Source organism: Intrasporangium sp. (assembly GCF_040414665.1).
GTDB lineage: Bacteria > Actinomycetota > Actinomycetes > Actinomycetales > Dermatophilaceae > Intrasporangium.
This window is the reverse complement of record NZ_JBEDUL010000130.1, coordinates 1-26,479: the sequence shown is the minus strand read 5'-3', so window position 1 is coordinate 26,479 and position 26,479 is coordinate 1. Positions and strand designations below refer to the sequence as shown.

The window sequence follows — 26,479 nt, the reverse complement described above, 5'->3', positions numbered from 1 at the left end:
GTCAGGTCGAGTAGACGAGGGCCGGGCCGATGACGCGGATGGCCACGTCGTCGCCGCGCTGGAGCGGTGCCACGGTCCGTGCGAGGACCCGGATCGGGAGGTCCCCGGACCGGACGGTGAGCCGGGCCAGGGCGTCGTGGCCGAAGAAGCTGACGTCGTCGACGTGGGCGGGGGTGGCCCCACGCTCCACCCGGGCGTCGACCCGGATCTGCTCCGGACGGACGACGGCGACGACCGGGCCGTCGGCGGGCAGCACGCTGCCGTGGATCGGCAGGCGGCCGAGGACGGTGTCGACCGTGTGGCCGGCCTTGGTGCCGGGCAGCTCGACGAGGTCCCCGACGAAGCGGGCGACATCGAGGTCGACAGGGCGGTAGTACACCTCCGTGGGGCTGCCGTGCATGACGAGCCGGCCAGCCTCCATGACCGCGACGGAGTCGGCCATGGACAGGGCCTCCTCCTGGTCGTGCGTGACGATGATCGCGGTGGCGTCGATGGTCCGCAGCACCTGGCTCACCTCGTCGCGGACCTGCGCGCGCAGTCCGGCGTCGAGGGCGGAGAACGGCTCGTCGAGCACGACGACCCGCGGGCGCGGAGCCAGCGCCCGGGCCAGCGCGACCCGCTGCTGCTGCCCCCCGGACAGCTGGTCCGGGCGGCGGGTGCCCAGTCCGCCGAGCCCGACGAGCTCGAGCATCTCGTCGACCCGCCGCCGGCTCTCACCCGAGCGCCGCAGCCCGTAGCCGATGTTCCGTGCGACGTCGAGGTGCGGGAAGAGCGCGCCCTCTTGCGGCACGACGGCCACGCCGCGTCGTTCGGGCGGGACGACGGTGAGCTCGTCGACGACCGCCCGACCGTCGATCTCGACGCGGCCCTGGTCGGGACGGATGAAGCCGGCAACGATCCGCAGGAGCGTGGTCTTGCCGCAGCCCGACGGGCCCAGGACCGCGGTCAGCTCGCCCGAGGACACGGTGAGGTCCACGTCGGTCAGTGCGGTCGTCGAGCCGAAGGCCTTCGACACGCCAGAGAGCTTTACCTCACTCACAGGTCCTCCGTTGCGGTGAATCGTCCCTGCGCACGCATCAGCCACAGGGTGGGCAGCACGGCGAGCAGGACCAGGGCGAGCGCATAGGGCGCTGCTGCGGCGTAGGCGGCGACCCCGGTCTCCGTCCACAGGCTCGTGGCCAAGGTGTTGGCCCCGGTGGGGCGCAGGAGCAGCGTCGCCGGCAGCTCCTTCATGATCGTCAGCATGACCAGCGCGGTCCCCGCGGCGATCCCGGGGGCGGCCAGGGGGATCGTCACCCGGCGCAGGACCGTCAGCGGTGCGCTACCGAGGGACCGCGCGACCTCCTCGATCCGTGGCGGGCTCATCGCGACGGCGCCGCGCACCGCCCCGATGCCTGCCGGTAGGAACAGGACGGCGTAGGCGATGAGCAGCAGCGGCGTCTGCTGGTAGATCGGTTGGGCGACCCGGACGCCAAAGAAGACGAGGGCGAGCGCGACGACGATGCCCGGCAGGGCGTGCCCGGCCCAGGTCGCGGTCTCGATGACGGCGCTCGACCGATTGCGGTGCCGGGCGACGAGGACCCCGATGGGGATGGCCAGGGCCATGGTCGCGACGGCCCCGAGGACGGCGAGGAACAGCGTCGTCCCGGTGCTCGTCAGCAGGCGCTCGGTGTCGATGCCGGCGGAGAGGCCGGTGGCGAACCAGTAGAGCAGCGACGCGACCGGGAAGGCGAGGGCGACGCCGAGAACGGCGCTGACGGCCACGGATGCAACCGGACCGAGCGGGCCGAGGCGGTGCAGCTCCGGACGCCGCGAGACCCCGCCACCGATCCGGGTGTGCTCGACGGGCCGTCGGGTCCATCGCTCCCCCACGGCGATGACGACGGTGATGACGACGAGCAGCGTCGACAGGACCGCGGCCGGGGTGCGGTCGAAGGTGGCGGTGTAGGAGGTGTGGATCACTCGGGTGAAGACGTCGTACTGCAGGATCGACACCGCGCCGAAGTCACTGAGGCTGTAGAGGGCCACGAGCAGGCCACCCGATGCCGCCGCGGGCCACACCTGCCGGGCCGTCACCGCCCAGAAGGTGCCCCAGGCGGACCGACCCAGGCTGCGCGAGACCTCCTCCTGCGCCGGGTCAACCGATCGCATGGCGGCCATCACCGGCAGGTACACATAGGGATAGGTGCAGGCGGTCAGGACGATGGCCGCCCCGAGGAAGCCGCGGGCCCACGGCACCGCGGCGACCCAGGCAAAGGCTGCCACGTAGCTCGGGATCGCCAGCGGCAGCGGCGCCAGCACGGCGAAGGCCCGGCGACCCGGCATCGCCGTGCGGGTGACGAGGGCGGCCAGGCCAATACCGATGACGAGGCAGAGCCCTGTGACGATGGCGGCCAGGCCCAGGCTGCGGCCGATGAGCGCGAGCGTGCCGGGACGGCCGAGGATCTCGAGTATCCGGTCCGGGCCCGCCTCGGAGGTCCGGACCAGCAGGTAGCCGAGCGGCAGGATCGCGAGGGCAGCCCCGGCGACGGCCGGGACGACCAGCCACCACGGCGGGCGCCCCTGCCTGTCGCGAGCGGGGACAGAGTCGACCGCACCGGTGGTGAGATCTGCCACCGGCCGCTCGGTCGTCGTCAGCTCGCTCAGGTCAGTCCCACCTCGCCCAGCATCGCCAACGTGGTCTCCAACGAGTCGAGCTGGTTGAGGTCGATGCTCGCCCTCTTGAGCTCAGCCAGTGGCGGCAGGTTGTGCTTGGACGAGATGCCCTCGATGACCGGGTACTCCGCCGTCTCGTCGGCGAAGTACTGCTGCGCCTTGTCGGACAGCAGGTAGTTCACCGCCTTCTCAGCGGCCGCCTTCTGGTCGGAACCCTTGAGGATCCCGACGCCGGCGACGTTGATGAGCGCGCCGGGGTCATCGGCACCGAGGAAGTGGATCTTGGCGGTGACCGCGTCGGCGCCCTTCTCGGCGACTCGCTCGTACCAGTAGTAGTGGTTGATCAGCCCCAGCGCGACCTCGCCCTTGTCCACGCCGTCGAGGACCAGGACGTTGTTGTCGTACTTGCGCGGCTCGTTGGCCTTGAACTTAGTCAGCCACTCCTTGGCCCCGTCCTCGCCCTTGGTGACGCGCAGCGCGGTGACGAAGGCGTGGAAGGACGCGTTCGAGGGCGCGTAGCCGATCTTGCCCTTGTACTTCGGGTCCAGGACGGCATCGACAGAGGTCATCTGCTCGGCCTCCGGAGCCTGCTGCGGGTTGAAGGCGATGACCCGGGCCCGAGCCGACGTGCCGACCCACAGCCCGTTCGGGTCCGCGAAGCCATCGAGGACCTGCTCGGACACCGCCGGGTCGAGCGGCTCCAGCCGACCCGCCTTGGCCAGCGCCCCAAGCGCGCCCGCGTCCTGGCTGAAGAACAGGTCGGCCTTGGTCGCCTCGCCCTCCTCGAGCAGCTGCGCCGCGAGCTCGCTCGAGCCCGCGTAGCGAACCCCCACCTTGACACCGGTCTGCTGCTCGAGGTCCTCCAGCACGCCCGCGACGAGGGACTCGCTGCGGCCGCTGTAGATGACCAGGTCGGCACCCTCGGTCGTGTCGGTCGGGCCGTCGCTGCCGCCGCAGGCTGCGGCACCCAGGACGGCGAGCGCCGCGACGGACGCACTGAGGAATCGGCGAAGGTGCACGTACTGCTCCTACCCACGGGTCAAGTTAGGACATGCTTACCTTAGTGCACCCTGACGAGTGCTCCGACCCACGTTCCTGAAGGCGGAACGACGCTCTGGCGCAGGGCGCCGGGCCTCACTCACTACGGTGAGTCCATGTCGTCAACCCTGGGACGCATCACTGGTGCCTTGCGCAGCCTCGCCCGAGCGACGACGAAACGGCGCCCGGCACCAGCTCGGGCGCATCCGTCGGAAGCCAGCCCAGCGGCATACGGCACGTATGCCGGAGACGCGACGTCGCTGCCCGACATGACGTACGCGCCGAGGCCCGACGGCGCGCCGGATCCTGGCGAGGTCGTGTGGTCGTGGGTCCCCTACGAGGAGGACCACGCACGGGGCAAGGACCGTCCTGTCCTCGTCATCGGGCACGAGGGGAAGCTGCTCATCGGGCTGCAGCTGACGAGTCAGGACCACGACAGGGATGAGCATCAGGAGCGCCGCGCCGGTCGCGAGTGGGTCGACATCGGGACCGGGGCGTGGGACCACCGCGGCCGCCCGAGCGAGGTGCGCGTCAACCGTCTGCTCCGACTCGATCCCACGTATGTGCGCCGGGAGGGTGCCGTGCTGCCGCAGGATCAGTACGAGGAGGTCATCGCGGCGGTGCGCCGACACCACCGCTGAGATGGGCCGAGCCCCTCACCCGATCGGGCGAGGGGCTCGGTGAAGCGTCGGTGGTCGCGTCAGAGGGACGCAGCCTTCTTGGCCATGGCCGACTTCTTGTTGGCGGCCTGGTTCTTGTGGATGACACCCTTCGACACGGCCTTGTCGAGCTTCTTCGAGGCGGTCTTCAGGGCGTCTGAGGCGGCGTCCTTGTCACCGGAGGCAGCTGCCTCGCGGAACTTGCGGACCCACGTGCGAAGCTCGCTCTTGACCGCCTTGTTGCGCTCGGTGCGCTTCTGGTTGGTCTTGATGCGCTTGAGCTGCGACTTGATGTTTGCCACGTGACGTACTTTCTTGGTCGGGATGGTTGCCGTTAGAGGGCGGCAAAGCTGCTCGGGACCGGGCGTGGGGCACCCTTGCGTGAGCTGCTCTGGGTTGCTGCATGCATGCGCGCACGACCTGAGCGCGCACGCGAGTGCCAAAGTTACCAGCGGCGCGGTGGTGCCTCCAAACCGGACCGACAAGATGAGGCCGTATGCCGCTGAGCTGGGTCACGCCATCGCGCGGGCTCGGGTGATGGTCAGGATCGCCCGCTCCACGGCGTAGACGGGATCGCGTCCGCCACCCTTGACCTCGAAGTCAGCCGCAGCCACGGCCTGGACTGCGACCGCGAGCCCTTCGGGGCTCCAGTGCGCCACCGCACGACGGGCCCGGTCGACCTGCCAGGGCGCCAGGCTCAGGTTCTTGGCGAGCTGCGCCGAGCTGCCGCGCCCAGCGGAGCCGACCTTGATCAGTTGGCGCAGCTGGGAGGCGAGCACCGCCACGATGGGCACCGGGTCGAGACCGGTGGCGATGGCGTGCCGCAGCAGCCGGAGGGCCTCGCCGGCCTGGCCGGCGACGGCCGCGTCGGCGACGCGGAACCCTGTGGCCTCGACCTTGCCGCCGTGGTAGGTGTCGACCATCGAGTCGTCGACCGTGCCCTCGGTGTCCGCGATGAGCTGGCTGCAGGCCGCCGCGAGCTCGCGGAGGTCCCGGCCGACGGCCTCGACGAGGGCGCGGACACCGTCACTCGTGATCCGGCGTCGCGCCTGGGCGAACTCCTTCATGACGAAGTCGGACTTGTCACGGTCGGACTTGACCGCGGGGCACTCGACGAGCTGCGCGTGCTGCTTCTTCAGCGTGTCGAGGACCTTCTTGCCCTTCATCCCCCCGCCGTGAGTCACGACGAGGGAGACGTCCTCCAAGGGCGCGCCCAGGAGGGAGAGCAGGTCGACCTGGAGCTCGTCCGGCGACTCGTGCAGCCCTTTGACGACGATGCACTTCGTCCCCCCGAAGAGGGACGGGCTCGCATGGAGGATGAGCGAGCCGGGCTCGTAGCCCACGGCCTCGACCCGGATCACGTCGGCCCCGGACGCCTTGGCCCGCGTGATGACGCTCGCGACCGCCCGCTCGACAAGCATGTCCTCGGGTCCGCTCACGAGGACGAGTGGTGCAACGGCCGCATCGGTCATGGTGCCAACCCTGCCATGCGGTCCGGACACTACGACTCGATCGGCGGGTCAACCACTTGGTGTGCCGCGGTGCCGACCGATCCGAACAGGGCGCAGGCCGCGCACGATCAGGACGGCACCGACGACGGCGAGGATGGGACCGATCACCGCCCAGAGCCTGACCCCTGACATGCCGCTCCCGCCGATCCAGCCCATCCCCTGACCGAACCAGACGAGCCCGAGGACGACCAGAACGCCGCCCAGCACCAGCGACACCGTGCGACTCATGGTCCGCCTCGATTCCCGGTCGAAATGCTTCCGACTCTCCAAGCGTAAGTCAGTGTGACGGCAGTCACGCGATCATCCGTGGCCAAGGTCGAGCGTGCTGTTCCGTCCGGGCGAGCCAGACTGGAGAACGTGCGAAAGGGAGCTGCCGCGGTGACCCGTGTCGCGACTCTCGGGCGAGCGGGCTCCAGGCCTTTCAGGGGGAACTGCTGCGGGCCTTCCCGGATGCACGGATGGAGATCAATGAGCAGATTGCTGAGGGCGAGCCAGATGCAGACGCCGCGGGTTTAGCTCTGGCTTAGCTCAGCAACGGTCGCTGTGCTCGCTACTAGTCTGGCAGCGTGCCCGAGTTCAGCTGGCGACCGGCCAACGACGCGACGAGTGAGGACCTCGAGGCTCTGTTCGACGCCGGGGGCGCCCGCAAGTGCCGCTGCCAGGCGCTCAAGGTCCCTGGTTGGATCTGGCGCGACACCACACAGGAGGAGCGCGACGCCGCGCTCCTGGAGCAGGCCGGCTGCGGCACGAGCGGGCCCACGTCCGGCCTCGTTGGTTACGTCGACGGCGAGCCGGCCGGCTGGGTCGCGGTCGAGCCGCGGGAGAACTACCCGAGGATCTGGGCCCGGCAGAAGTCGTGGATGCGGATGGACCCGGACCTCGAGGGCATCTGGTCGGTGACGTGCTTCGTCGTGCGTAAGGGCTTCCGTCGACAGGGGGTGATGTACGAGCTCGCCGCTGCAACCGTTGAGTACGGCAGGCAGGTCGGCGCACGCATCCTCGAGGGCTACCCCACCGAGCCGTCACCGGGGAAGACCGTGATCTGGGACGAGGCGTCGGTCGGCCTGCTCCAGGTCTTCCTTGACGCCGGCTACGAGATCGAGGCGTCTCCCACCCTGCGCAGGAGGGTGGTGCGATACCGACTCGGCGCGCCGTCTTAACCGTCCTCCGTCCAGGCCATGCGGACTAGCGGCATCTGGACCCGCACCCATCATGCCGCCCCTTGGCGGCGCAGGGATGACTGACATCCACGCTGGGGCATGTCCACGCCCACGACGCATCAACGATGACGAGGACCAGACCCCGACCCCTTTCCCCCTGAACTGCGCCCCATCCACCCGACACCCCTTGGCACGAGCCTGGACCGAAACCCGGGCTCCACATCGTCGAGTTGATGGGGTCGGCCTCAAGGCTCTCCGGCCGCTAGGGGGTCGAGCTCCGCTCGAGCCTTGACCCCGACGCACGTCAAGTCATGCCCAACAACGGTCCGGGCCGGCCAAGAACAACCTCCGAATGCTCTTGACCGCCCCCCTCCCACAGGGATGACCTGCGGTGATCGATGTTCCACACCGACCGCGCCGAGATTCTCTGTCGGAGGAACCCGTCGCGGTCAATGCGCCGGCGCCACAGCTGAGGTTGATGCGGTTGTACATCTGTTGCCCAGTGACGTGAGCGACTGAAGGTGGCGCCGCGGGGGCCTAGGATCGCGCGCATGCGTCTGATGTCGGCTGTTCTCGGCTTCGTTCTGAGGAAGATGGGGCTGCTCTTGGCGCTGGTGCTGTCCCTATTTCTCGGCTATCTGCTCAGTCAAGCCCTCATCCCAACTGTCCGGGAAGCCGTGGCAGACCGGGATCGACTGCAACAGGTGGCTGAGGAACGAGCAGCTCTCGAGGAGGAGGTAAAGCAACTGAGGAAGACAGCCGCGCAAGGCCAGAGCGAAGCGATCGCGTCGCTGGAGGGCAAGGTCGACGCTGAGATCGAGGAGGGGCGCCGCAACGTCACCGAGAAGAAGGCGGAGATCGAGCGTCTCCGTTACGACCAGCAAGAAATGTGCGGCTTCATTCGCGATCTCATCGATCTGTTGACACCCGGCAGCGCGTGCGAAACCGCTGAAATGGCGGTCAAGAAGGCGGACGAAGCGTTGAACACCCTCGAAGACAGCCTGGCCCAGGCTGAGCAGGACGTCGCTGTCCTTGGCGACCCCGACCTGACCAGTCAGGAGAAGCTCGATCAACTCGGTGAAGGCGGCGACCAGGCAGTCGTCCAGCGAGAGATCGACAACAAGGAATCAGAACTGGGCCAGCGGAAGGCCGAAGAGGAGAGCTTGGAGGAAGCACAGGCATCCGGGGTGGGATGGGTGGTCAACCAGTGGGCCCGGTCGTGGACGTGGCTGGCTGCCATCGCGGGGCTCGTGCTCGTTCTGCCCCTAGCCGTGCGCATCGTCAGCTATTTTCTGCTGATGCCGATGGTGAGTCGGGCGCACAAGCCGATTCAACTGGCGGCAGGGTCTGAGAACGCAGCTGCCGATCTTGTCGCCACCCCTGCCCAGCGGACCCTGGCGATCCAGCTTGGGGCCGGGGAGGTGTTGTCCGCCCGGTCGGAGCACGTACGTCCCGTGCAAGGGAGAGTCCGCAGCCGACTACTTTACGACTGGACCTCGCCGTTCATCAGTTTCGCCGCTGGCCTCTACGGACTGAGTCGGATTACCGGGGATGAGCGCGGTAGCTCGGCGACGCTGGCAACGCCCGCTGACCCCAACTCGTACCTGATGCGCATCGACTTCAAGGACCACCCGGGTTTGGTGATGCATCCGAAGCACGTTGTGGGCGTCATCGGCACGCCAGAGTTGGAGACGCGCTGGCGGTGGGGCATCCAAGCTTTTGCGACGTGGCAGGTGCGCTACATCATGTTTGCTGGCAGTGGCAGCCTAATCGTTCAGGGCAACGGCGATGTCGTGGCGACAGACCCCCAGGGCTCGTCCACCAGGATGGAACAGAACCTGGTGATGGGTTTCGACTCTCGCTTGACAGTAGGTGTCAATCGGACCGAAGTGTTCTGGCCGTATCTGTGGCGCAGAACCCCACTGGTCGACGACGAGTTCACTGGCGTGCATCCGTTCTTCTGGCAGAAATCCAGCGCTGACGGACCCAGCAACCCGATCGCAAAGACGTTCGACGCCATCTTCTCAGCGCTCGGCAAACTGTTCGGCTTCTGAGTTCTCCATATCTGGGCGTCGTGACGCGGATGCACTGGAGCCGGAATGACGCGGTCTGCACACTCGACGGGGAGGGCGGACGAGGGACCGCGGGCCCACGACCGGAGGCACCGTCAGTCGAACAGCTGGCCCGTGGCCAAGGTCAGGCCGAGCTGGTCGGCCCGGGCTGCGATGGCCGCCTCGGGCAGCTCGAAGTGCTCGACGAGCTCGTGCAGGAGCATCCCCGAGTCGGCTGCGTCCCGGAGCTCCTCGTCCTGCTCGTCGGTCCAGGCATGACCGCCCGTGACCGCGCTCCGCGCCGAGTCGGCGACTGGGGGTGGAGGCGCGACGGGGCGAGGGTGCTCGGTCCCGTCCTGGTCGGTGCGGGCCCCGACCAGCGAGCGCAGCGCCGGTTCCTCGACGGGCAGTGGCGCGGGGGCCGTCTCGTCGAGCCGGGCCAGAGCGGCGAGGACCATCTCCTTGTCCGTCGTCGGCCAGAAGGGCGGAAGGGACCGCTGGAGGAATCCGGCGTACCGCGCCGTCATCATCCGCGAGTCGAGGAAGGCGACCACGCCGCGGTCGTCGCCGCGGCGCACGAGGCGACCCGCGCCCTGGGCGAGGCGCAACGCGGCATGGGTGGCGGAGACGGCCATGAAACCGTTGCCGCCCATGCGAGCGATGGCCTGGGAGCGTGCCGATGCGAGCGGGTCGTCGGGTCGTGGGAACGGAATCCGGTCGATGATGACGAGCTGGCACGACGAGCCCGGCACGTCCACCCCCTGCCACAGGGTCAGGGTGCCGAAGAGGCAGGTGCGCGGTTCGCGGGCGAACTGGCGAACGAGCGTGGAGATCTGGTCCTCCCCTTGGCACAACACCGGGATGTCGTCGCCGAACCGCGCCCGCATGACCTCGGCCGCTGTCTGCGCCGCCCGGGTGGACGAGAAGAGACCCAGGCTGCGTCCCCCGGCGGCCCGGACGAGCTGCTCGATCTCGTCCAGACTCTCGTCGCTCGCGCCGTCCCGCCCCGGCGGTGGCAGGTGGGCTGCGACATACGCGATCGCCTGCTTCGGGTAGTTGAACGGGCTGCCCACGTCCAGCCCACGCCAGGCCGGCGCCCCGTCGCCTCGCAGCCCGATCGTGCCGGCGAGGGCGTCAAAGGTCCCGCCGAGCTCGAGGGTGGCCGACGTCAGGACGACGGTGCGGTCGCTGAAGATCTTGTCGCGCACGAGCATGGCCACACTCATGGGAGCGACATGGAGGACGGGCCCGCGCCGTGGGTCCTGGCCGAGCCACACGACGTCGAGCTCACGATCCTCGAGGATCCGCTCGGCGTTATCGTGGACCTCCTCGACCGCGGCCCGCGCGACCTGCTGTGCACCGTCTGCATCCTGCCCCGACTGTGGCTTGAGATCGGACTGGACGACGCGGGCCGAGTCGCGGATGCGCGCCAGCGCGAGGGACACCGCGTCAGGCAGGCCGAGCAGCCGGCCCTCCTCCATCCGCTCGAGAGCTGACCCGAGCAGGTCACCCGCCTCGTCGAGCGGCTGGGTGTTCTCCGAGAGGCGACCGGTCTTCTTCGCCGCCGTCTTGACCATCGATGCCGTGAGCTCATCGGTGATCGTCGCCGTGACCCGGTCCACGAGCTCATGGGCCTCGTCGATGACGAGCAGGTCATGCTCGGGGAGCAGCTGCCGTCCCTCGAACGCGTCGATCGCCATGAAGGAGTGGTTCGTGACGATGACGTCGACGTCCTTGGCCGCCGACCTCGCCCTCTCGACGAAGCAGTCGGCGACGAACGGGCACTTGCTGCCCAGGCACTCCTGCGCCGAGACCGAGACCTGACGCCACGCCCGCTCCGGCACCCCGGGCACGAGCTCGTCCCGATCACCGGACTCCGTCTCGGACGCCCACGCGCGCAGGCGGACGACCTCCTGGCCGAGCCGCCCGGCGCTCGCATCGACCGCTGCGACGGAGAGCAGCCCGTCATCCTCGTCCGGGAACCCGCCCTCGATCTTGTTGAGGCACACGTAGTTGCGGCGCCCCTTGACCAGGGCATAGGTGGGGCGCCTGCCGAGGAGGGGCTCCAGCGCGGTCGCCACCCGAGGCATGTCGCGGTCGATGATCTGTGCCTGCAGTGCCAGCGTGGCCGTCGCCACGACGGCGGGCCGACCGCTGTCGAAGGCGTGAGCCACCGCAGGCACGAGATAGGCCAGCGACTTGCCGGTGCCGGTGCCGGCCTGGACCAGAAGGTGCTCGTCCCGGTCGATGGCGGCAGCCACGGCTCGCGCCATCTCGCCTTGCCCCGGGCGCTCCTGTCCGCCGACCGCGGCGACGGCTGCATGCAGGAGCTGGTCGAGCGTCGGTCGCGGGGCCATTGGCTCAGGGTATTCCGACCCACCGGGACTCCGCCCACGGCTCTCCGTCACTGTGGAGAAGGCGCCGCGACCCGCCAAGGTGCGGTTGGATCAGAGCATGACCACCACGCCGTTTCCCTCAGACCTCGACATCGCCTCCGCGGCAACCCTGCGGCCGATGGACGAGATCGGCGCCCAGCTCGGCATCTCTCCAGAACACCTCGAGCCCTACGGCCGCGACGTCGCCAAGATCGACCTCGCGTTCCTCGACGAGCCGGCCCAGCGGCATACGGCATCCGCTGGAAAGTACATCGTCGTCACGGCAGTGACGCCGACGCCGCTCGGTGAGGGCAAGACGACCACGTCGGTCGGCCTCGCGCAGGGCCTCCAGCGCCTCGGGAAACGGGCGGTCGTCGCGCTCCGTCAGCCCTCGATGGGCCCGACGTTCGGGATCAAGGGCGGCGCCGCGGGCGGCGGGTACAGCCAGGTCGTCCCGATGGAGCGGCTCAACATGCACCTCACCGGCGACTTCCACGCCATTACCGCAGCGCACAACCTGCTCGCCGCCATGGTCGACAACCACCTGCACCAGGGAAACGTCCTCGGGATCGACACGCGCAACATCACCTGGCGCCGGGTCCTCGACGTCAACGACCGGTCGTTGCGCAACGTCGTCATCGGCCTGGGCGCGCGTGAGGACGGCGTGCCACGGGAGACCGGTTTCGACATCACGGCCGCCAGCGAGATCATGGTGCTGCTCACGCTGGCGAGGTCACTCTCCGACCTGCGGCAGCGTCTCGGCCGCATCGTCATCGGCTACACCACGGAAGGCAAGAGCATCACCGCCGAGGACCTCGGAGCGGCGGGCGCGATGGCCGCGATGCTCAAGGATGCGATCAAGCCGAACCTCCTGCAGACCCTCGAGGGCGGCCCCGCGATCATCCACTGCGGCCCGTTCGGCAACATCGCGACCGGCACCTCATCGGTCACCGCCGACCTCATCGCCATCCAAGGGAGCGACTACGCCATCACCGAGGCCGGGTTCGGCGCGGACATGGGCGCCGAGCGGTTCTTCAACGTCAAGTGCCGCGTGAGCGGGCTCAAGCCCGACGTCGCCGTCATCGTCGTCACGGTGCGGGCGCTCAAGTCCCACTCCGGCAACTACGTCATCCGGCCGGGCAAGCCGCTCCCTCCGGGCCTGCTCGACGAGAACCCGACCGACGTCCAGGCCGGGCTGCCCAACCTGCGCAAGCACATCGAGATCGTCCGCCGGTTCGGAGTGCAGCCGGTCGTCGCGATCAATGCCTTCCCGCAGGACCACGACTCGGAGCACGACGTGATCCGGCGCTACTGCAACGGCATCGGGGTACGCAGCGCCGTGTCCAGGCACGTGGCCGAAGGCGGGGCGGGTGCCATCGAGCTGGCCGAGGTCGTCATGGAGGCGGCCCGCGAGCACACGAGCTTCGAGTTCCTCTATCCGCTCGACCTTCCCCTCGAGCAGAAGATCGAGGCCATCGCGATGCAGATCTACGGGGCGGACGGCATCGACGTCAGTCCGGCAGCGGCGAGAGCCCTCAGGGACTACGAGCGCCTCGGCTTCGGCGGGCTGCCGGTCGTCATCGCGAAGACGCACCTGTCGATCTCCTCGGACCCAACGCTCAAGGGCGCCCCGCGCGGCTGGCGGATGCCGGTGCGCGAGGTGCGGGCGGCTGTCGGCGCCGGCTACGTCTACGCCATCTGTGGGGAGATGCGGACCATGCCGGGGCTGTCCGCCGCCCCCAACGCCCAGCGGATCGACGTGGACGCCGACGGGAACATCACCGGCCTGAGCTGACCGGCCTCGGCCCCGTGCGGCCCGTCAGGTGCGCCCGTCCGTGACGAGGGGCGCGCCGTCGAGTCGGCGCGCCATGAAGACGTCGTCGCGGTACTCGTCACCCTCGAGCCAGATGGCGCCGGGGATCCGACCCACCTCGGCCCACCCGGCCCGCTCGTAGAAGTCACCGAGCCCGAGGCCGCTGCGATAGTCGAGGAGCAGGAGCGTGACGTCGGGCAGCTCTCGACGCGCGATCCCGACCATGCCGGCGAGGAGCAGAGCGCCCCAGTTCCGACGCTGGGCTGTTGGGTCGATCATGAGCCGCTTGAGCCAGGCGACGTGGGCGAAGCCAGGCTCCCCCGTGTACTCCCAGAAGCCGAAGCCGCGCAGCGTACCGTCGGGTTCACGCAGCCCGATGAGCAGCGACCGGCCCGCTCGCACGAGCTCAGCATGCTTCTCGAAGGCGGCGCGAACCCGCGCGACGGGCGCCCCGGGCAGGAAGCCCACCGCGCCGCCGGCGTCGTTGACGCGACCCCACAGGCCGACGAACTCGTCCGCCTCGGCGCTGTCGAGGTCGACCACACCGACCTGCGGCAGCCGAAGGATGATGTCTGGCTCGTCCTCGGGGAATTGTGGGTGGACCTCCCGGCCGATCTCGACCAGCCCGGCAGCGAGGGCGGTCGCGAGGGATGCGTCGTTGACCGGGGCGACGGCCGCCCGGACGGGCAGGTTCGGCCGGTGCTCGGCCGCCCAGTTCGCCACCCCGCGAGCGAGCTCTCGCCCGAGTCCGCGTCCCAGGGCTGTGAACTGCAACCGGTAGTAGAGGTTGAGGTGCGGCTCCCCGCGGTCACGCACCACCCGCAGTCCGGCCCACCCGACGACCTCCCCGGTGGCCAGGTCCAGGGCCGGTGCGTAGTCGAGCCCTTCGGCCTGCCATCGGTCGAGGGACGCGGCGAAGTGCTCCCGGCACTCCTCCTCCGTCGCCATGGCGGCTGGCTTGTGCACGTAGGTCCGTGGGTCGGTGTGCAGCCGGACGTAGTCCGCCACGTCCTCCTCGACCGGCCGCCTCAGCCCGAGGCGCGGGGTGTCGATCCAGGTGGTCGCTGCGTCGACGACACGGGGCTGGGTCATGTCCGAGGCCATTCGTGCATCCTCTCCGACAGGGCCGACAACGGCGGCTGCGCCCCGCCGCCGAAGGTCGGGAGGCGCATCACCAAGCGGTATGCCGCTGAGCCGGCTCAGCGGCATACGCCCCCGTGGTGGGTGGTTCAGGCCACGACGAAGTCGGACAGGTCCGACTCGACGGACGGCGTCACCCGAGCGCGCACGCGCGTGCCGTCCTCGACGTGCTCGCTCTCGAGGATCTCGCCCTCCTCGTGGATCCGGGAGAGCAGGTCGCCGCGGTTGTAGGGCACGAGCGCCTCGACCTCGATGTCCGGCTTCGGCAGCTCGCGAGCGATGAGCTCACGCAGCTCGGCGAGGCCCTCGCCGGTGCGCGCGGACACGGCGATCGAGTGCTTCTCGTGGCGACGCAACCGGGTGAGGACGGCTGGATCGGCGATATCCGCCTTGTTGATGACGATGATCTCCTTGATGTCATCGCCACCGACCTCGGCCAACACCTCACGGACAGCGGAGATCTGGCCCTCGGGATCAGGGTGCGACCCGTCGACGACGTGAAGCAGCAGGTCCGCCTCGCCAACCTCCTCGAGCGTCGAGCGGAACGCCTCGACGAGCTGGTGCGGCAGGCTGCGGACGAAACCGACGGTGTCGACGAGGGTGTACACGCGCCCGTCCTGGGTCTCGGCGCGGCGGACCGTCGGGTCGAGGGTGGCGAAGAGCTGGTTCTGCACGAGCACGCCCGCGCCGGTGAGGCGGTTGAGCAGTGAGCTCTTCCCCGCGTTGGTGTAGCCGGCGATGGCAACGCTCGGGATGCCGCCCTCGCGCCGGCCCTGGCGCTTCGTGTCGCGCGTCGTCTTCATGCCCTTGATGTCGCGGCGCAGCTTGGCGATCTTCGTGTTGATGCGACGGCGGTCCAACTCGATCTTCGTCTCACCGGGGCCGCGCGAGCCGATGCCCTCACCGCCGGCGACCCGGCCACCGGCCTGTCGGGACATCGACTCACCCCAGCCACGCAGGCGCGGAAGGAGGTACTGGAGCTGGGCGAGCTCGACCTGGGCCTTGCCTTCCCGGCTCTTGGCGTGCTGGGCGAAGATGTCGAGGATCAGCGCGGTCCGGTCGATGACCTTGATCTTGACGACATCCTCGAGGGCTCGGCGCTGGCTCGGCGCGAGCTCTCCGTCGCAGATGACGGTGTCGGCACCCTCCGCGATGACGATGTCACGCAGCTCGAGCGCCTTGCCCTTGCCGAGGTAGGTCGCCGGGTCCGGGCGCTGGCGACGCTGGATGACCCCTGCGAGGACCGTCGACCCGGCGGTCTCGGCCAGCGCAGCCAGCTCGCGGAGCGAGTTCTCGGCGTCCTCGGCGGTGCCCTCGGTCCAGACACCGGCGAGGACGACCCGCTCGAGGCGGAGCTGGCGGTACTCGACCTCGGTGATGTCCTCGAGCTCGGTCGACAGCCCCGCAACGCGCCGTAGTGCGGCGCGTTCCTCCCGGTCGAGCTGGTCGCCGTCATAGACGCCGTATGCCGCTGAGTCGGCTTCCAGCGCCTCGTCGGCGAGCGCCTCGGCGTGTGTCGCGAGCAGGTTCTGGTCTGCGGATGGCTTGGTGCTGTGGCTTCGATTCATGTTCCTCATAGGGTCCCATTCCCACAACGACGGCGGCGACACATTTGTGCCCGTGCCGGGCCAAGTACGGTTGCCCCTGATGAGCGAGCGTCCAGACCACTACTTCAGCGCCGAGCCGGCCTCACCCGATGAGAGGCAGCAGATCCGGGTCCGGTTCGACGGTCGAGACCTCACCCTGACGACGGCTCGCGGCGTCTACTCCCCCGGCCGGCTGGACCCGGGCACCGCGGTCCTGCTCGCGGGCGCCCCTGACCCCAGCCCGAGCGGTCACGTGCTCGACCTGGGCACCGGTTGGGGGCCGATCGCCATCACGCTCGCGCTGCGCTCCCCCGGCGCACAGGTCTGGGGCGTCGACGTGAACCGCCGGGCCCTGCAGCTGGCCGCCCACAACGCCGACGTCGCAGGAGTCACCAACGTCACCTTCTGCGAGCCGGACGAGGTGCCGGACGACCTCCGGTTCGAGACGATCTGGTCCAACCCCCCGATCCACGTCGGCAAGGCTGCTCTGCACGCCCTGCTTGCCCGGTGGCTGCCGCGACTGGCCGAGGACGGCGTCGCCCATCTCGTCGTCCAGAAGCACCTCGGCTCGGACTCCCTGCAGAAGTGGATCAACGCCGGGGACTGGGGACTGGACTGCACGCGCCTGTCGTCATCGAAGTCCTTCCGGATCCTCGAGGTGCGGCGCAGCTGAGCCCGGCCGGGCAATCGAGGCACCGCTGGCGCGCAGCTCGCCCGTCGAGCGTGCAGTTGGCGCTGCCTCACACGCGCTGCAAGGAACTGCACTCGGCGTCGAGCCTGGCCGGCACCCAGACGTCGAACTCGCATCCTGCTCCGCCAAGCGGAGCAGGATGCGAGTCGGTCGCACGTCATTGGCCGCCCACATCCTTGATGCGTCCCTCGCGCGCTTCCGATTGAGCCAGAGCCGGCCCATCCCGGCGCTAGCCCGTGATCGCCTCGAGGGCCTCGATGAGCCGGTCGACGTCCTCGTCGTCGGTGTAGGGGGCGAGCCCGGTCCGCACCCCGCCGCCGTCGGCGAGACCGAGGGACCGTGAGCACTCGATGGCATAGAAGTTGCTCGCCGGGGCGTTGACTCCCTTGTCCGCCAAGGCGCTGCGCACCTCTTGTGGGTCCTTTCCCTCGACCGTGAAGAGCAGCGTCGGAGTCCGGACCGCGGCGTTGCTGTACACCCGGACGCCCGGCATCGCCCGGACGGCAGCCTCGAGCCGCTCGCCGAGCTGGTCCTCGTGCTTCTCAAGGGCGTGCAGGCTCGCGACGAGGCGCCCTCGCCGGTCGGACCGGTCGGCCCGATCGTCGTCCCAGTCGGCCGTGGCGAGGCCCGCGAGGAACTCGACCGCCGCCGTCGTGCCGGCCATGAGCTCGTACGGCAGCGTTCCCAGCTCGAACCGTTCGGGGACGTCGTCGGAGGATGGCAGGAGCTTGTCCATCTCGAGCGTCTCGAGCAGCGCGGGGTCGGCCGCGACGACCCCGCAGTGCGGTCCGAGGAACTTGTAGGGCGAGCACGACCAGAAGTCGGCGCCGAGGGCAGGGCGGTTGACGAGAACGTGCGCCGTCGCGTGGACGCCGTCGACCCAGTAGAGGGCACCGGCGTCGTGGACGACCTCGGCGATCGCGGCGACGGGCGGCCGCGTGCCGATGAGGTTGGAGGCGCCGGTCGTCGCGACGAGCCGGGTCCGGTCGGACAGCTGGGCCGCGATGGCCTCGACGGACAGCTCACCCGTTGCTGGGTCGAAGTCGACCCAGCGCACCGTCGCCCCGACCGCTGCCGCCGCCTGCACCCAGGGCCTGATGTTGGAGTCGTGGTCGAGCCGCGTCACGACGACCTCGTCGCCCGGGCGCCAGGTCTTGGCCAGCGCCCGCGACAGGTCATAGGTCAGGGATGTCGCGCTGCGCCCGAAGACGATGCCCCGGGGGTCGCTGTTGAGCAGGTCGCCCAGAGCGGCCCTGCAGTCGGTGACGATCTGCTCCGCCCGCCGCTCGGCAGGGGTCACCGCGCCCCGGTTGGCAACGGCCGACACCATCGTGTCGTGGACCGCCTTCGCCACCAGATCTGGAGTCTGGCTGCCGCCGGGACCATCGAAGTGGGCGGCTCCCTCGCGCAACGCAGGGAAGTGCGATCGGACTGCTGCGACGTCGTAGGTCATGGGGCAATGATCACAGCAGCGCGCCCGAACCCATCGAGCACCCTCACATCGGCTCGCCTGTCAGAGGGCGAACTCTCCGTCCGCCACCAGCTCGGCGGGTCCGGCAAGCTCCACCCGGTTGCCCGGGAGCGGCGTGACGGTGAGGGTGCCGCCCGGTACGTCGACGCGCCACGGCTTGAGGTCCTCCTCACCCGACCAGAACCGCGTGGCGAGCGCTGCAGCGGCCGCGCCCGTGCCACAGGACCTGGTCTCCCCCACCCCACGCTCGTGCACGCGCATCGCGATGTGCGAGGGACCGACCGCCCTGACGAACTCGACATTGATGCCATGGGGCTGCTCCGGCTGGACCTCCGGCGGCGCCGTGAGGTCGAGGTTCTCCAGCTCGATGGCCTCCGGCAACATGACGACCGCGTGCGGGTTGCCCAGATCGAGGGTGAGCGCCGGCACCGGCTTGCCGTGCCGCGGTCGCACCATGATGTCGAAGCCGTCGCGTCGCGCTCCCTGCTCGTCGCCGTAGCGCCACGGACCCAGGTCCACCGCGAAACCCTCGGGCACGATGCGGACGTGCTTGACCCCGGCGCGGGTCGCGATGTCGAACCGCTCGCCTCGCGCCAGCCCCTCCCGGACGAGGTACGAGGCGAAGACGCGGGTGCCGTTGCCGCACATCTCCGCCACCGAGCCGTCCGCGTTGCGGTAGTCCATGAACCACTCCGCCTCGCCGGCCTGGGCTCGGACGAGGTCTTCGGTGGCGTGCCGCGTCGGCATGACCCGGATCACGCCGTCCCCGCCGATCCCGGCCCTGCGGTCCGCCAGCCGCTGCACCTGCGCGGGCGTCAGCTCGATCGTGCCGTCGGGGTCGGGCACGAGGACGAAGTCGTTCTCGGTGCCGTGCCCCTTCGTGAACCGCGTCATGAGCGTCATTGTGCTGTATGCCGCTGAGCTCGCTCCCACCGGCCGCGTTCCTTGCGCTGACTCCCCAGTCTCACAATCGAGTGAACGACTTTGGGTGCAAAAGCTGTTCACTCGATGGGGTCGGGTGGGTCAGGCGTGAGTGGTCGCGGCGGGTTCGTGGGCGATCCGTGCCGCGTGCACGCGGGCATGGGCGATCGCGTCGGGGGTCGTCGCGAACAGGTGCCGCTCGTGGGCGAGCTCGTCGTAGACCCCGAGCTCGCGCAGCACCTTCTCGTGCTGGGGCGCGATGCCCGAGAGCATGACCGTGATGCCCTGCCCCTCGAGCCGCGAGATGGTGTCCGCGAGCACCGTCGCACCGGTCGCGTCGATGACGGTGACCCTGGCCATCCGCAGCACCACGACGCGGACGTCGCTGACGTTGGCCAGTTCCAGCAGGAAGTCGTGGGCGGCGGCGAAGAAGAGCGGGCCGTCCATCCGGTAGGCGACGATGTGCTCGTCAAGCAGGGCTCGCTCCTCGTCCGTGTGGTCGCTCTCGTCCAACGGCACCTGGTCGATGCGCGCGGCGCGGGACGCCTGGCGCAGGGCGAAGAAGCCTGCGACGACCAGGCCGACGAGCACGGCGACGACGAGGTCCGTGAGCACCGTCGCCAGCGCCGTCACGACGAGCACCGTGGCGTCGCCGCGGGTCGAGCGCATCAGGGCCCCGAGGCTGGAGAAGCGGACCATCTGCACCGCCGTGGCGACGAGCACGCCCGCGAGCGCTGCGACCGGGATCATGCCCACCCACCGGGCCGCCACGAGGACGACGATGAGCAGGACGACCGCGTGGCTGACGGAGGCCAACCGGGAGGCCGCCCCCGAGCGGACGTTGACGGCGGTCCGTGCAATGGCGGCGGTGGCGGGGATGCCGCCGAAGAGCGGTGCCGCCAGGTTGGCGACGCCCTGACCGAGCAGCTCCCGGTCCGGGTCGTGCCGCTGGCCCACGCTCATCCCGTCGGCCACGGTCGCGGAGAGCAGGCTCTCGAGCGCCGCCAGCGCGGCGACCGCCACGGCAGGCAGGATCAGGTCATCGAGGGCCCCGAGGTCGACCATGGGGAACGCCGGCGCAGGCAGTCCGGCGGGGATCGTCCCGATGTCTCCGAGGTGAAGCCCCATCACCTGGTTGGCGACGGTGGCCAGGACGACGACCACGAGGGCCCAGGGCACCCCGGGACGCAGGCGTGCCAGGAGCATGATGCCCAGGGCGACGCCGAGCGACATGACGACCGGCGCCCAGGTGAGGTTGTGCACCCATTGGCCGAGCGCGTCGAACGCCACGCCGAGGACCTTCTCGCCCTCGGCGTGCTGGCCGAGAATGGCCGGCACCTGCTGGAGGCCGATGATGGCCGCGATGCCGAGGGTGAAGCCCTCGACCACGGGGACGGGGACGTAGCGGATGAAGCGGCCCGCGCCGATCCAGGCGAGGCCGATGAGGATGAGGCCCGCGAGAATGCCGACGACGAGCACTCCGCTCGCTCCATGGGTCGCGATGATGGGCACGAGCACGACGGTCATGGCGCCCGTCGGGCCGCTCACCTGCACGCGGCTGCCCCCGAAGATGGCGGCCAGCGCACCGGCGACGATCGCCGTGACGAGTCCGGCCGTCGCACCCATTCCGGAGCTGACGCCGAAGCCGAGCGCGAGCGGCAGGGCGACGAGGCCCACCATGAGCCCGGCTGGGAGGTCGCGACCAAGTCGCGCTGACGTCCAGTCCGATCGCCGGGGGGACAGCTGGCGGGCCCGCCGCCAGGCGAGCTGCGTCCACCGGGCGGTGCGTGCCCCGTCGACTGCGCTGCTCATGAGGCCGACGCTCCCGTGAGGCTCTCAGGCGTTGTCGCCGTGAGCTCGGACTCGAGCTCACCGCGCACGATGATGATGCCGGACAGGATCGCGCGGGCGGCGAGCAGCAGGTCCCGCACCTCCGGAACGCTGACGGAGTAGACGACCTCACCTCCTCCCCGCGTGGACGTCACGAGGGAGGCACGGCGGAGCACGGCGAGCTGTTGCGAGAGGTTGCTCGGCTCGATCTCGATCCGCTCGAGGAGCTCGTGCACGGCGTGGTCGCGCTCGGAGAGCAGCTCGAGGATGCGGATCCGCGCTGGATGGCCCAGCGTCTTGAAGAACTCGGCTTTTGCCTGGTAGAGCGGCACGCTCACCGGTGACCCTTCCCATGAAGACTTGTTGACTTGAAGAAGTTATCAAGTCTCGCTCCCAGACCGCATCCCCGTCTCATCGAGTGGACAACTTCTGGGGTTGGCGGCTCTTAGCCGATCAGGGCAAGCACCTCGTCCAGGTCCACTCCGTGCGTGGCCTCGACCCACCGGATCCTGGGGTCGGAGCGGAACCAGCTCTCCTGCCGTCGGACGTACCGTCGGGTGGCCTGCGCGGTCTCCGCAACGGCCTCCGGCTCGCTCAGCTGCCCGTCGATGACGCCGATGGCCTGGGCGTAGCCGATGGCGCGGCTTGCCGTGAACCCGTCCCTCAACCCCACGCGAAGCAGGTCCTCGACCTCCGCGCGCAGTCCTGCGCGCCACATGTGCTCGACCCGGGCATCGGTCCGCTCGTCCAGGACCGACCGGTCCGCCGACAGCCCGATGATGACGGTGGGCGCCACGAGCTCGCGCTTCGGCATCGAGGCGCTGAACGGTCGACCGGTCAGCTCGGTGACCTCCAGAGCCCGGATGATGCGCCTGACGTTTGCGGGTTGGATCTGTGCCGCGGCCGCCGGGTCCCTCTGCAGCAGATAGCGATACATGGTGTCCGCACCCACCTCCACCGCCTGCGCCTCGAGGCGGGCCCGGACGACGGGATCCGTCGGCGGGATCTCGAGCCGGTCGAGCACCGCCCGGACGTAGAGACCGGATCCACCGACGAGGATGGGCACCCGATCGCGCTCCCTGATCGCCCGGATGTCCCCACGGGCGGCGGCTTGGTAGGCCGCGACACTGGCCTCCTCGGTGACCTCGAGGACGTCGAGCTGGTGATGTGGGATGCCGCGCCGCTCCTCCGGCGCCACCTTGGCGGTCCCGATGTCCATCCCCCGGTAGAGCTGCATCGCATCGGCGTTGATGATCTCGCCGTCGAGGCGCTGAGCGAGGTTCAGTCCCAGCTCGCTCTTGCCGGTCGCGGTGGCTCCGACCACCGCGATGATCGGCAGGGTGGCCGCAGCCGTCACATGCCCTCGCTGTGGGCGTGCTCGTGGCCCCGGTCGTGCTCATCGACCCGGTCGACGTCCTCGTCATGACCGAACGGGTCAGGGTCGACCCCGGGCAGCCACGAGCCCCCCGGCTTCCCCCAGCCGTTGCGCTTCACGGCCTTGCGCGCCTTCTTCGACTGACGGTCGTCCAGACGGTCGAGGTAGAGGGTGCCGTTGAGGTGGTCGTACTCGTGCTGCATGCATCGCGCGAACCAGCCCGTCGCGTCGAACTCGATCAGCCGCTGGTCGACGTCGAACCCGACGACGTGTGCCGTCGCGGCCCGTTTGAGTGGGAAGGACTCGCCCGGCACCGAGAGGCACCCCTCGGTCTCCTCGCGAGGGTCCGGGCGTTCCCGCGGGATGCGGGAGGTGGTCACCGTCGGGTTGATCACGTGCCCCTGGGTGGGAACCCCGTCCTGGTTCTCCATCTTCCAGATGAAGACCCGGAGACCGACGCCGATCTGCGGAGCGGCCAGGCCGACCCCGTTGGCAGCATCATTCGTCTCGTACATGTCCTGGACGAGGGTGCGCAGGTCGCCGTCGAACTCGGTCACGAGTGCGGAAGCGCGGTGCAGGACCGGCTCGCCGGCGATGACAATGGGTCGAACGGCCATGCCCTGCATCCAAGCACGCGACTGTGCCGGCCCCCAACCCGCCTTTGGCCGGGAAGCCGGCCCAGCGGCATACGGCCCCTAGGGTGCGGCGCAGGCGGGAGCCATGGGCACTGCCGCCGGACGGCCCACTGTCGGGATGCCGAGGCTCACCTTCGGTTTGCCCGTGCTCTCGGGGTCTGCCTGCAGCGCCGCCCAGGCGTCCCCGCCATGGGTCCGACGGACCGCGAAAGGTCCACCGGTCAGGGCGGCGTCGGCGACGAGGTGGTGGGGCGCGCCATAGGTCACGCCGACCGTGACGAGATCGCCGGGCCGCGGGACCTCGGCCCCGTCGGGCACGGCGAAGTGGACGAGGCGGTTGTCGCGGGCCCGGCCGGACAGGCGGTGCGTCGCGGCGTCCTTGCGCCCCTCGGCAGGTGCGACGAGGACCTCCACCGGCTGGCCCTCGAGGCGCCGGTTCTCGGACCAGCTGACCTCCTCCTGGAGGGCGATGAGCCGGTCGAACCGCTCCTGGACGACCGGCTTGGGCACCTGACCGGCCATCGTCGCGGCGGGAGTGCCGGGGCGGATGGAGTACTGGAAGGTGAAGGCGCTCGAGAAGCGGGCCTCGCGGACGACATCGAGGCTGCCCTGGAAGTCGTCCTCGGTCTCGCCTGGGAACCCGACGATGATGTCGGTCGTGATGGCGGCCTGGGGGATGTGCTCCCGCACGGTGTCGAGGATGCGAAGGAACTTGGCGCTGCGGTAGGAGCGGCGCATGTCCTTCAGGACCTTGTCGGAGCCGGACTGGAGGGGCATGTGCAGGCTGGGCATGACGTTCGGCGTCTCGGCCATCGCGAGGATGACGTCGTCCGTGAAGGCAGCCGGGTGCGGGCTGGTGAAGCGAACCCGCTCGAGCCCGTCGATCTCGCCGCAAGCGCGCAGCAGCTTGCCGAAGGCGAGACGGTCGCCGAACTCGACACCGTAGGTGTTGACGTTCTGTCCCAACAGAGTGATCTCGATGACGCCCTGCGCGACGAGAGCCTCGATCTCGGCGAGGATCTCGCCCGGGCGCCGGTCCTGCTCCTTGCCCCGAAGGCTGGGCACGATGCAGAACGTGCACGTGTTGTTGCACCCGACGGAGATGGAGACCCAGCCGCTGTAGGCCGAGTCGCGCCGCGTCGGCAGGGTCGACGGGAAGGTCTCGAGGCTCTCGAGGATCTCCACCTCGGCGCGCTTGTTGTGCGCCGCCCGGTCCAGCAGCGCCGGCAGGGAGCCGAGGTTGTGCGTGCCGAAGACGACGTCGACCCACGGAGCGCGCTCGACGATGGTGCCGCGGTCCTTCTGCGCCATGCAGCCACCGACGGCGATCTGCATCCCGGGGTTGCTCAGCTTGGCCTGACGGAGCTGGCCCAGGTTGCCGTAGAGCTTGTTGTCGGCGTTCTCCCGCACGGCGCACGTGTTGAAGACGACGACGTCGGCGACCTCGGGTCGCGTCTCGTGAGGGAGGCTGGCAAGGTCGACGTAGCCCGCCGTCTCGAGCAGGCCGGCGAGGCGCTCGCTGTCGTGGACGTTCATCTGGCAGCCGTGCGTGCGCACGTCGTAGGTCCTGGGCATGGTCTTCCGCATCGTCATGGCCGTCATGGCATGGACAAGGGTACGTCGTCCGGGCTCACCGGTCGGACTGACGGAGCTGGGCCGGCGAGACGTCGCGTAGTGTCGCTCGCGCAATATTTGACAGTTCAACGAATGTCCTGCATAGTTGTCATTGAAGGTTCAACCAACAACCCCGTAAGGACTGATCATGGGACTGTTCACCCGCACCAAGGCCGAGGCCGCTGAGAGCATTGCGACCGCTGAGGCCACGTCGGTCGCCATCAACGACATCGCCGGCGACTACACGCTCGACCCGAGCCACACCCGCATCGGCTTCTCCGCTCGCCACGCCATGGTGACCAAGGTCCGCGGGAACTTCGAGGAGTTCGAGGGCACTGCCCACGTCGACACGCTGACGCCGGCCAACTCCTCCGTCAAGGTCGTCATCAAGGCCGCCAGCGTCACCACGCACAACGAGCAGCGCGACGGTCACCTCAAGACCCCGGACTTCTTCGACGTCGAGAACTACCCGGAGATCACCTTCGTCTCGACCAACGTCGAGCGCGACGGCTCCGAGTGGGCCATCACCGGTGACCTGACCATCAACGCGGTCACCAAGTCGATCACCATCCCGTTCGAGGAGACCGGCTCCGCCAAGGACCCGTTCGGCAACCTCCGCATCGGCTTCGAGGGTGAGGCCACCATCGACCGCACCGACTGGGGCCTGACGTTCAACGCGGCCCTCGAGACCGGTGGCGTCCTCGTGAGCGAGAAGGTCAAGCTCGAGTTCGACGTGTCGGCGATCGCCGTGGTCCCGTCCCAGGCCTGAGCGACACCGACCTCCCAAAAGGGCGGGGACCATATGGTCCCCGCCCTTTTCTCATGCCTGAAAAGACCATGCCGTATGCGGCTGGGCCGGCTCCCGCACGCAGCGCTCAGTCGCGCTGGTGCTCGGGGGCGTCATTGACGGCATCTCGGATGACCGGCCAAGCGATCTCGCCGGAGTAGCCCTTGCGCGCGAGCATGCCGGCGAGGCGCCGGGCCTGGACGTCGGGCGCCAGCCCGGTCATGGTCCGGAGCTTCTTGGCCACGAGTTCCTCCGCCTTGGCGCGCTCGTCCTCGATGCCGACCAGCCCGAGCGCCTCGTCGGCAGTGTCCTGGTCGATGCCCTGCTTGCGGAGCTCATGGGCCAGACCGTTGCGGGCGAGACCCTTCGTGTCCCGTTTCGAGCGGACGAGCATCTCGGCGTAGGCCTCGTCGTCGACCAACCCGACCTCGGTCATCCGGTCGAGGACCCGGGCCGCCACCTCCGGATCACAGCCGCGCTGGCTCAGCTTGCGCTCGAGCTGCGCCCGGCTGCGCGGTGCCATCGACAGCTGGCGCAGCACGATGGCGCGGGCAACCGAGTCGGGATCGGCCTCCGAGCTGGCCTGCTCGAGGTCCTCGGGCGGGGGCGTCCACGAACGGCGCCCTCGACCGGACCCCGGCGCCGCGGCCAGTCCCTCTGCCTTCGCGAGGGCGGCCGCGGCGCGGGCCAGCTTGTCGTCGTGGGTCTTGTCCGACACGAGCGGTCAGGCTCAGAACTCGACGGGCACGTCCGCGGCATCGGCGGGCGTGTCAACCTTGGGTCCGACGCCGAGCTTCTCCTTGACCTTCTTCTCGATCTCATCGGCGAGGTCGGGGTTGTCGCGCAGGAAGTTCCGCGCGTTCTCCTTGCCCTGGCCGAGCTGATCGCCCTCGTAGGTGTACCAGGCACCGGACTTGCGCACGATGCCCTGCTCCACCCCGAGGTCGATCAGGCCGCCCTCCCGGCTGATGCCAATTCCAAAAAGAATGTCAAATTCGGCTGTACGGAAAGGCGGGGCGCAGTTGTGCACGACCACGTCTTCGGCGACCAAGTTATGGAGACCCTCTACTTCCAGATCGAAGGTGCGGCAGCGCCGAGTGGGCAGGGTCTGTGCGATCGGTGAGAACCAGAGTTGATCCGCCAGGACATCGTCCAGGAATGGGTCGT

Annotated in this window: 23 protein-coding genes and 1 pseudogene; 6 read left to right on the top strand and 18 right to left on the bottom strand. The window is 69.5% G+C overall.

What is annotated here, in order from left to right:
* Position 1: 1 nt before the first annotated feature.
* From ABF401_RS13590 to ABF401_RS13580, 3 genes are read right to left on the bottom strand one after another with little or no spacing between them, the layout of a single operon-like run.
* Positions 2-1,039, bottom strand: a complete 1,038-nt coding sequence (locus tag ABF401_RS13590; RefSeq protein WP_353510099.1) for an ABC transporter ATP-binding protein — start codon at positions 1,037-1,039, stop codon at positions 2-4.
* Complete coding sequence (locus ABF401_RS13585) at positions 1,036-2,616, bottom strand: ABC transporter permease (RefSeq protein ID WP_353510098.1); 1,581 nt, start codon at positions 2,614-2,616, stop codon at positions 1,036-1,038. The genes ABF401_RS13590 and ABF401_RS13585 overlap by 4 nt, the downstream gene beginning before the upstream one ends.
* Before the next feature lie 26 nt (positions 2,617-2,642).
* Positions 2,643-3,674, bottom strand: coding sequence for an extracellular solute-binding protein (locus ABF401_RS13580; protein ID WP_353510097.1), 1,032 nt, complete (start codon positions 3,672-3,674; stop codon positions 2,643-2,645).
* Between the two features lie 135 nt (positions 3,675-3,809).
* Here ABF401_RS13580 and ABF401_RS13575 point away from each other — a divergent pair, with 135 nt between their 5' ends.
* Positions 3,810-4,334, top strand: coding sequence for a type II toxin-antitoxin system PemK/MazF family toxin (locus ABF401_RS13575; protein ID WP_353510096.1), 525 nt, complete (start codon positions 3,810-3,812; stop codon positions 4,332-4,334).
* Between the two features lie 59 nt (positions 4,335-4,393).
* Here ABF401_RS13575 and rpsT read toward each other — a convergent pair whose 3' ends face one another.
* The 3 genes from rpsT to ABF401_RS13560 all read right to left on the bottom strand — a co-directional run bounded on the left by rpsT (position 4,394) and on the right by ABF401_RS13560 (position 6,091).
* Positions 4,394-4,654 carry a 30S ribosomal protein S20 gene (rpsT, locus tag ABF401_RS13570; RefSeq protein WP_353510095.1) on the bottom strand — a complete coding sequence of 87 codons (261 nt, stop codon included), beginning with the start codon at positions 4,652-4,654 and terminating at the stop codon, positions 4,394-4,396.
* A gap of 210 nt (positions 4,655-4,864) precedes the next feature.
* Positions 4,865-5,824 carry a DNA polymerase III subunit delta gene (holA, locus tag ABF401_RS13565; RefSeq protein ID WP_353510094.1) on the bottom strand — a complete coding sequence of 320 codons (960 nt, stop codon included), beginning with the start codon at positions 5,822-5,824 and terminating at the stop codon, positions 4,865-4,867.
* A gap of 48 nt (positions 5,825-5,872) precedes the next feature.
* Positions 5,873-6,091 carry a hypothetical protein gene (locus ABF401_RS13560; protein WP_353510093.1) on the bottom strand — a complete coding sequence of 73 codons (219 nt, stop codon included), beginning with the start codon at positions 6,089-6,091 and terminating at the stop codon, positions 5,873-5,875.
* Between the two features lie 338 nt (positions 6,092-6,429).
* On the opposite strand from ABF401_RS13560, the gene ABF401_RS13555 reads away from it, so the two are divergent.
* Positions 6,430-7,023 carry a GNAT family N-acetyltransferase gene (locus tag ABF401_RS13555; RefSeq protein WP_353510092.1) on the top strand — a complete coding sequence of 198 codons (594 nt, stop codon included), beginning with the start codon at positions 6,430-6,432 and terminating at the stop codon, positions 7,021-7,023.
* A 551-nt stretch (positions 7,024-7,574) separates the two neighbouring features.
* Positions 7,575-9,077: a hypothetical protein gene (locus tag ABF401_RS13550; protein WP_353510091.1), complete on the top strand. Its 1,503-nt coding sequence runs from the start codon at positions 7,575-7,577 to the stop codon at positions 9,075-9,077.
* Positions 9,078-9,190: 113 nt separating this feature from the next.
* On the opposite strand, the gene ABF401_RS13545 is transcribed toward ABF401_RS13550, so the two are convergent.
* Positions 9,191-11,431: an ATP-dependent DNA helicase gene (locus ABF401_RS13545; protein ID WP_353510090.1), complete on the bottom strand. Its 2,241-nt coding sequence runs from the start codon at positions 11,429-11,431 to the stop codon at positions 9,191-9,193.
* 97 nt (positions 11,432-11,528) lie between these two features.
* Between ABF401_RS13545 and ABF401_RS13540 the strand changes: the two genes are divergently transcribed.
* Entirely contained in the window at positions 11,529-13,244 is a 1,716-nt protein-coding gene (locus ABF401_RS13540; RefSeq protein ID WP_353510089.1) for a formate--tetrahydrofolate ligase, read from the top strand.
* Between the two features lie 24 nt (positions 13,245-13,268).
* Here ABF401_RS13540 and ABF401_RS13535 read toward each other — a convergent pair whose 3' ends face one another.
* Positions 13,269-14,354: a GNAT family N-acetyltransferase gene (locus tag ABF401_RS13535; RefSeq protein WP_353510088.1), complete on the bottom strand. Its 1,086-nt coding sequence runs from the start codon at positions 14,352-14,354 to the stop codon at positions 13,269-13,271.
* A 137-nt stretch (positions 14,355-14,491) separates the two neighbouring features.
* Complete coding sequence (hflX, locus tag ABF401_RS13530) at positions 14,492-15,970, bottom strand: GTPase HflX (protein ID WP_502908241.1); 1,479 nt, start codon at positions 15,968-15,970, stop codon at positions 14,492-14,494.
* A 79-nt stretch (positions 15,971-16,049) separates the two neighbouring features.
* Here hflX and ABF401_RS13525 point away from each other — a divergent pair, with 79 nt between their 5' ends.
* A complete protein-coding gene (locus tag ABF401_RS13525) occupies positions 16,050-16,661 on the top strand; it encodes a class I SAM-dependent methyltransferase (RefSeq protein WP_353510086.1) in 612 nt (203 codons plus the stop codon).
* Between the two features lie 247 nt (positions 16,662-16,908).
* On the opposite strand, the gene ABF401_RS13520 is transcribed toward ABF401_RS13525, so the two are convergent.
* The 7 genes from ABF401_RS13520 to miaB all read right to left on the bottom strand — a co-directional run bounded on the left by ABF401_RS13520 (position 16,909) and on the right by miaB (position 24,513).
* Positions 16,909-18,132, bottom strand: coding sequence for a cysteine desulfurase-like protein (locus ABF401_RS13520; RefSeq protein ID WP_353510085.1), 1,224 nt, complete (start codon positions 18,130-18,132; stop codon positions 16,909-16,911).
* A gap of 60 nt (positions 18,133-18,192) precedes the next feature.
* Positions 18,193-19,044 (bottom strand): diaminopimelate epimerase, encoded by an 852-nt coding sequence (gene dapF / locus ABF401_RS13515; protein WP_353510084.1) that lies wholly within the window; start codon positions 19,042-19,044, stop codon positions 18,193-18,195.
* A 129-nt stretch (positions 19,045-19,173) separates the two neighbouring features.
* Positions 19,174-20,883 carry a SulP family inorganic anion transporter gene (locus ABF401_RS13510; RefSeq protein WP_353510082.1) on the bottom strand — a complete coding sequence of 570 codons (1,710 nt, stop codon included), beginning with the start codon at positions 20,881-20,883 and terminating at the stop codon, positions 19,174-19,176.
* A complete protein-coding gene (locus ABF401_RS13505; protein ID WP_353510081.1) occupies positions 20,880-21,239 on the bottom strand; it encodes an ArsR/SmtB family transcription factor in 360 nt (119 codons plus the stop codon). Before ABF401_RS13505 ends, ABF401_RS13510 begins: the two co-directional genes overlap by 4 nt.
* A 107-nt stretch (positions 21,240-21,346) precedes the next feature.
* Positions 21,347-22,258 (bottom strand): tRNA (adenosine(37)-N6)-dimethylallyltransferase MiaA, encoded by a 912-nt coding sequence (miaA, locus tag ABF401_RS13500; RefSeq protein WP_353510080.1) that lies wholly within the window; start codon positions 22,256-22,258, stop codon positions 21,347-21,349.
* Positions 22,255-22,893 carry a peptide deformylase gene (gene def, locus ABF401_RS13495; protein WP_353510079.1) on the bottom strand — a complete coding sequence of 213 codons (639 nt, stop codon included), beginning with the start codon at positions 22,891-22,893 and terminating at the stop codon, positions 22,255-22,257. The genes miaA and def overlap by 4 nt, the downstream gene beginning before the upstream one ends.
* A gap of 78 nt (positions 22,894-22,971) precedes the next feature.
* Entirely contained in the window at positions 22,972-24,513 is a 1,542-nt protein-coding gene (miaB, locus tag ABF401_RS13490) for a tRNA (N6-isopentenyl adenosine(37)-C2)-methylthiotransferase MiaB (protein ID WP_502908240.1), read from the bottom strand.
* 160 nt (positions 24,514-24,673) lie between these two features.
* Here miaB and ABF401_RS13485 point away from each other — a divergent pair, with 160 nt between their 5' ends.
* The gene (locus ABF401_RS13485; RefSeq protein WP_353510078.1) at positions 24,674-25,294 is read left to right on the top strand and encodes a YceI family protein; all 621 of its coding nucleotides are present in this window, start codon (positions 24,674-24,676) and stop codon (positions 25,292-25,294) included.
* A 106-nt stretch (positions 25,295-25,400) separates the two neighbouring features.
* On the opposite strand, the gene ABF401_RS13480 is transcribed toward ABF401_RS13485, so the two are convergent.
* Both ABF401_RS13480 and recA read right to left on the bottom strand, forming a co-directional pair.
* Complete coding sequence (locus ABF401_RS13480; protein ID WP_502908243.1) at positions 25,401-25,964, bottom strand: regulatory protein RecX; 564 nt, start codon at positions 25,962-25,964, stop codon at positions 25,401-25,403.
* Positions 25,965-26,042: 78 nt separating this feature from the next.
* Positions 26,043-26,479, bottom strand: a pseudogene (gene recA, locus ABF401_RS13475) (intein-containing recombinase RecA); the annotation flags it as partial.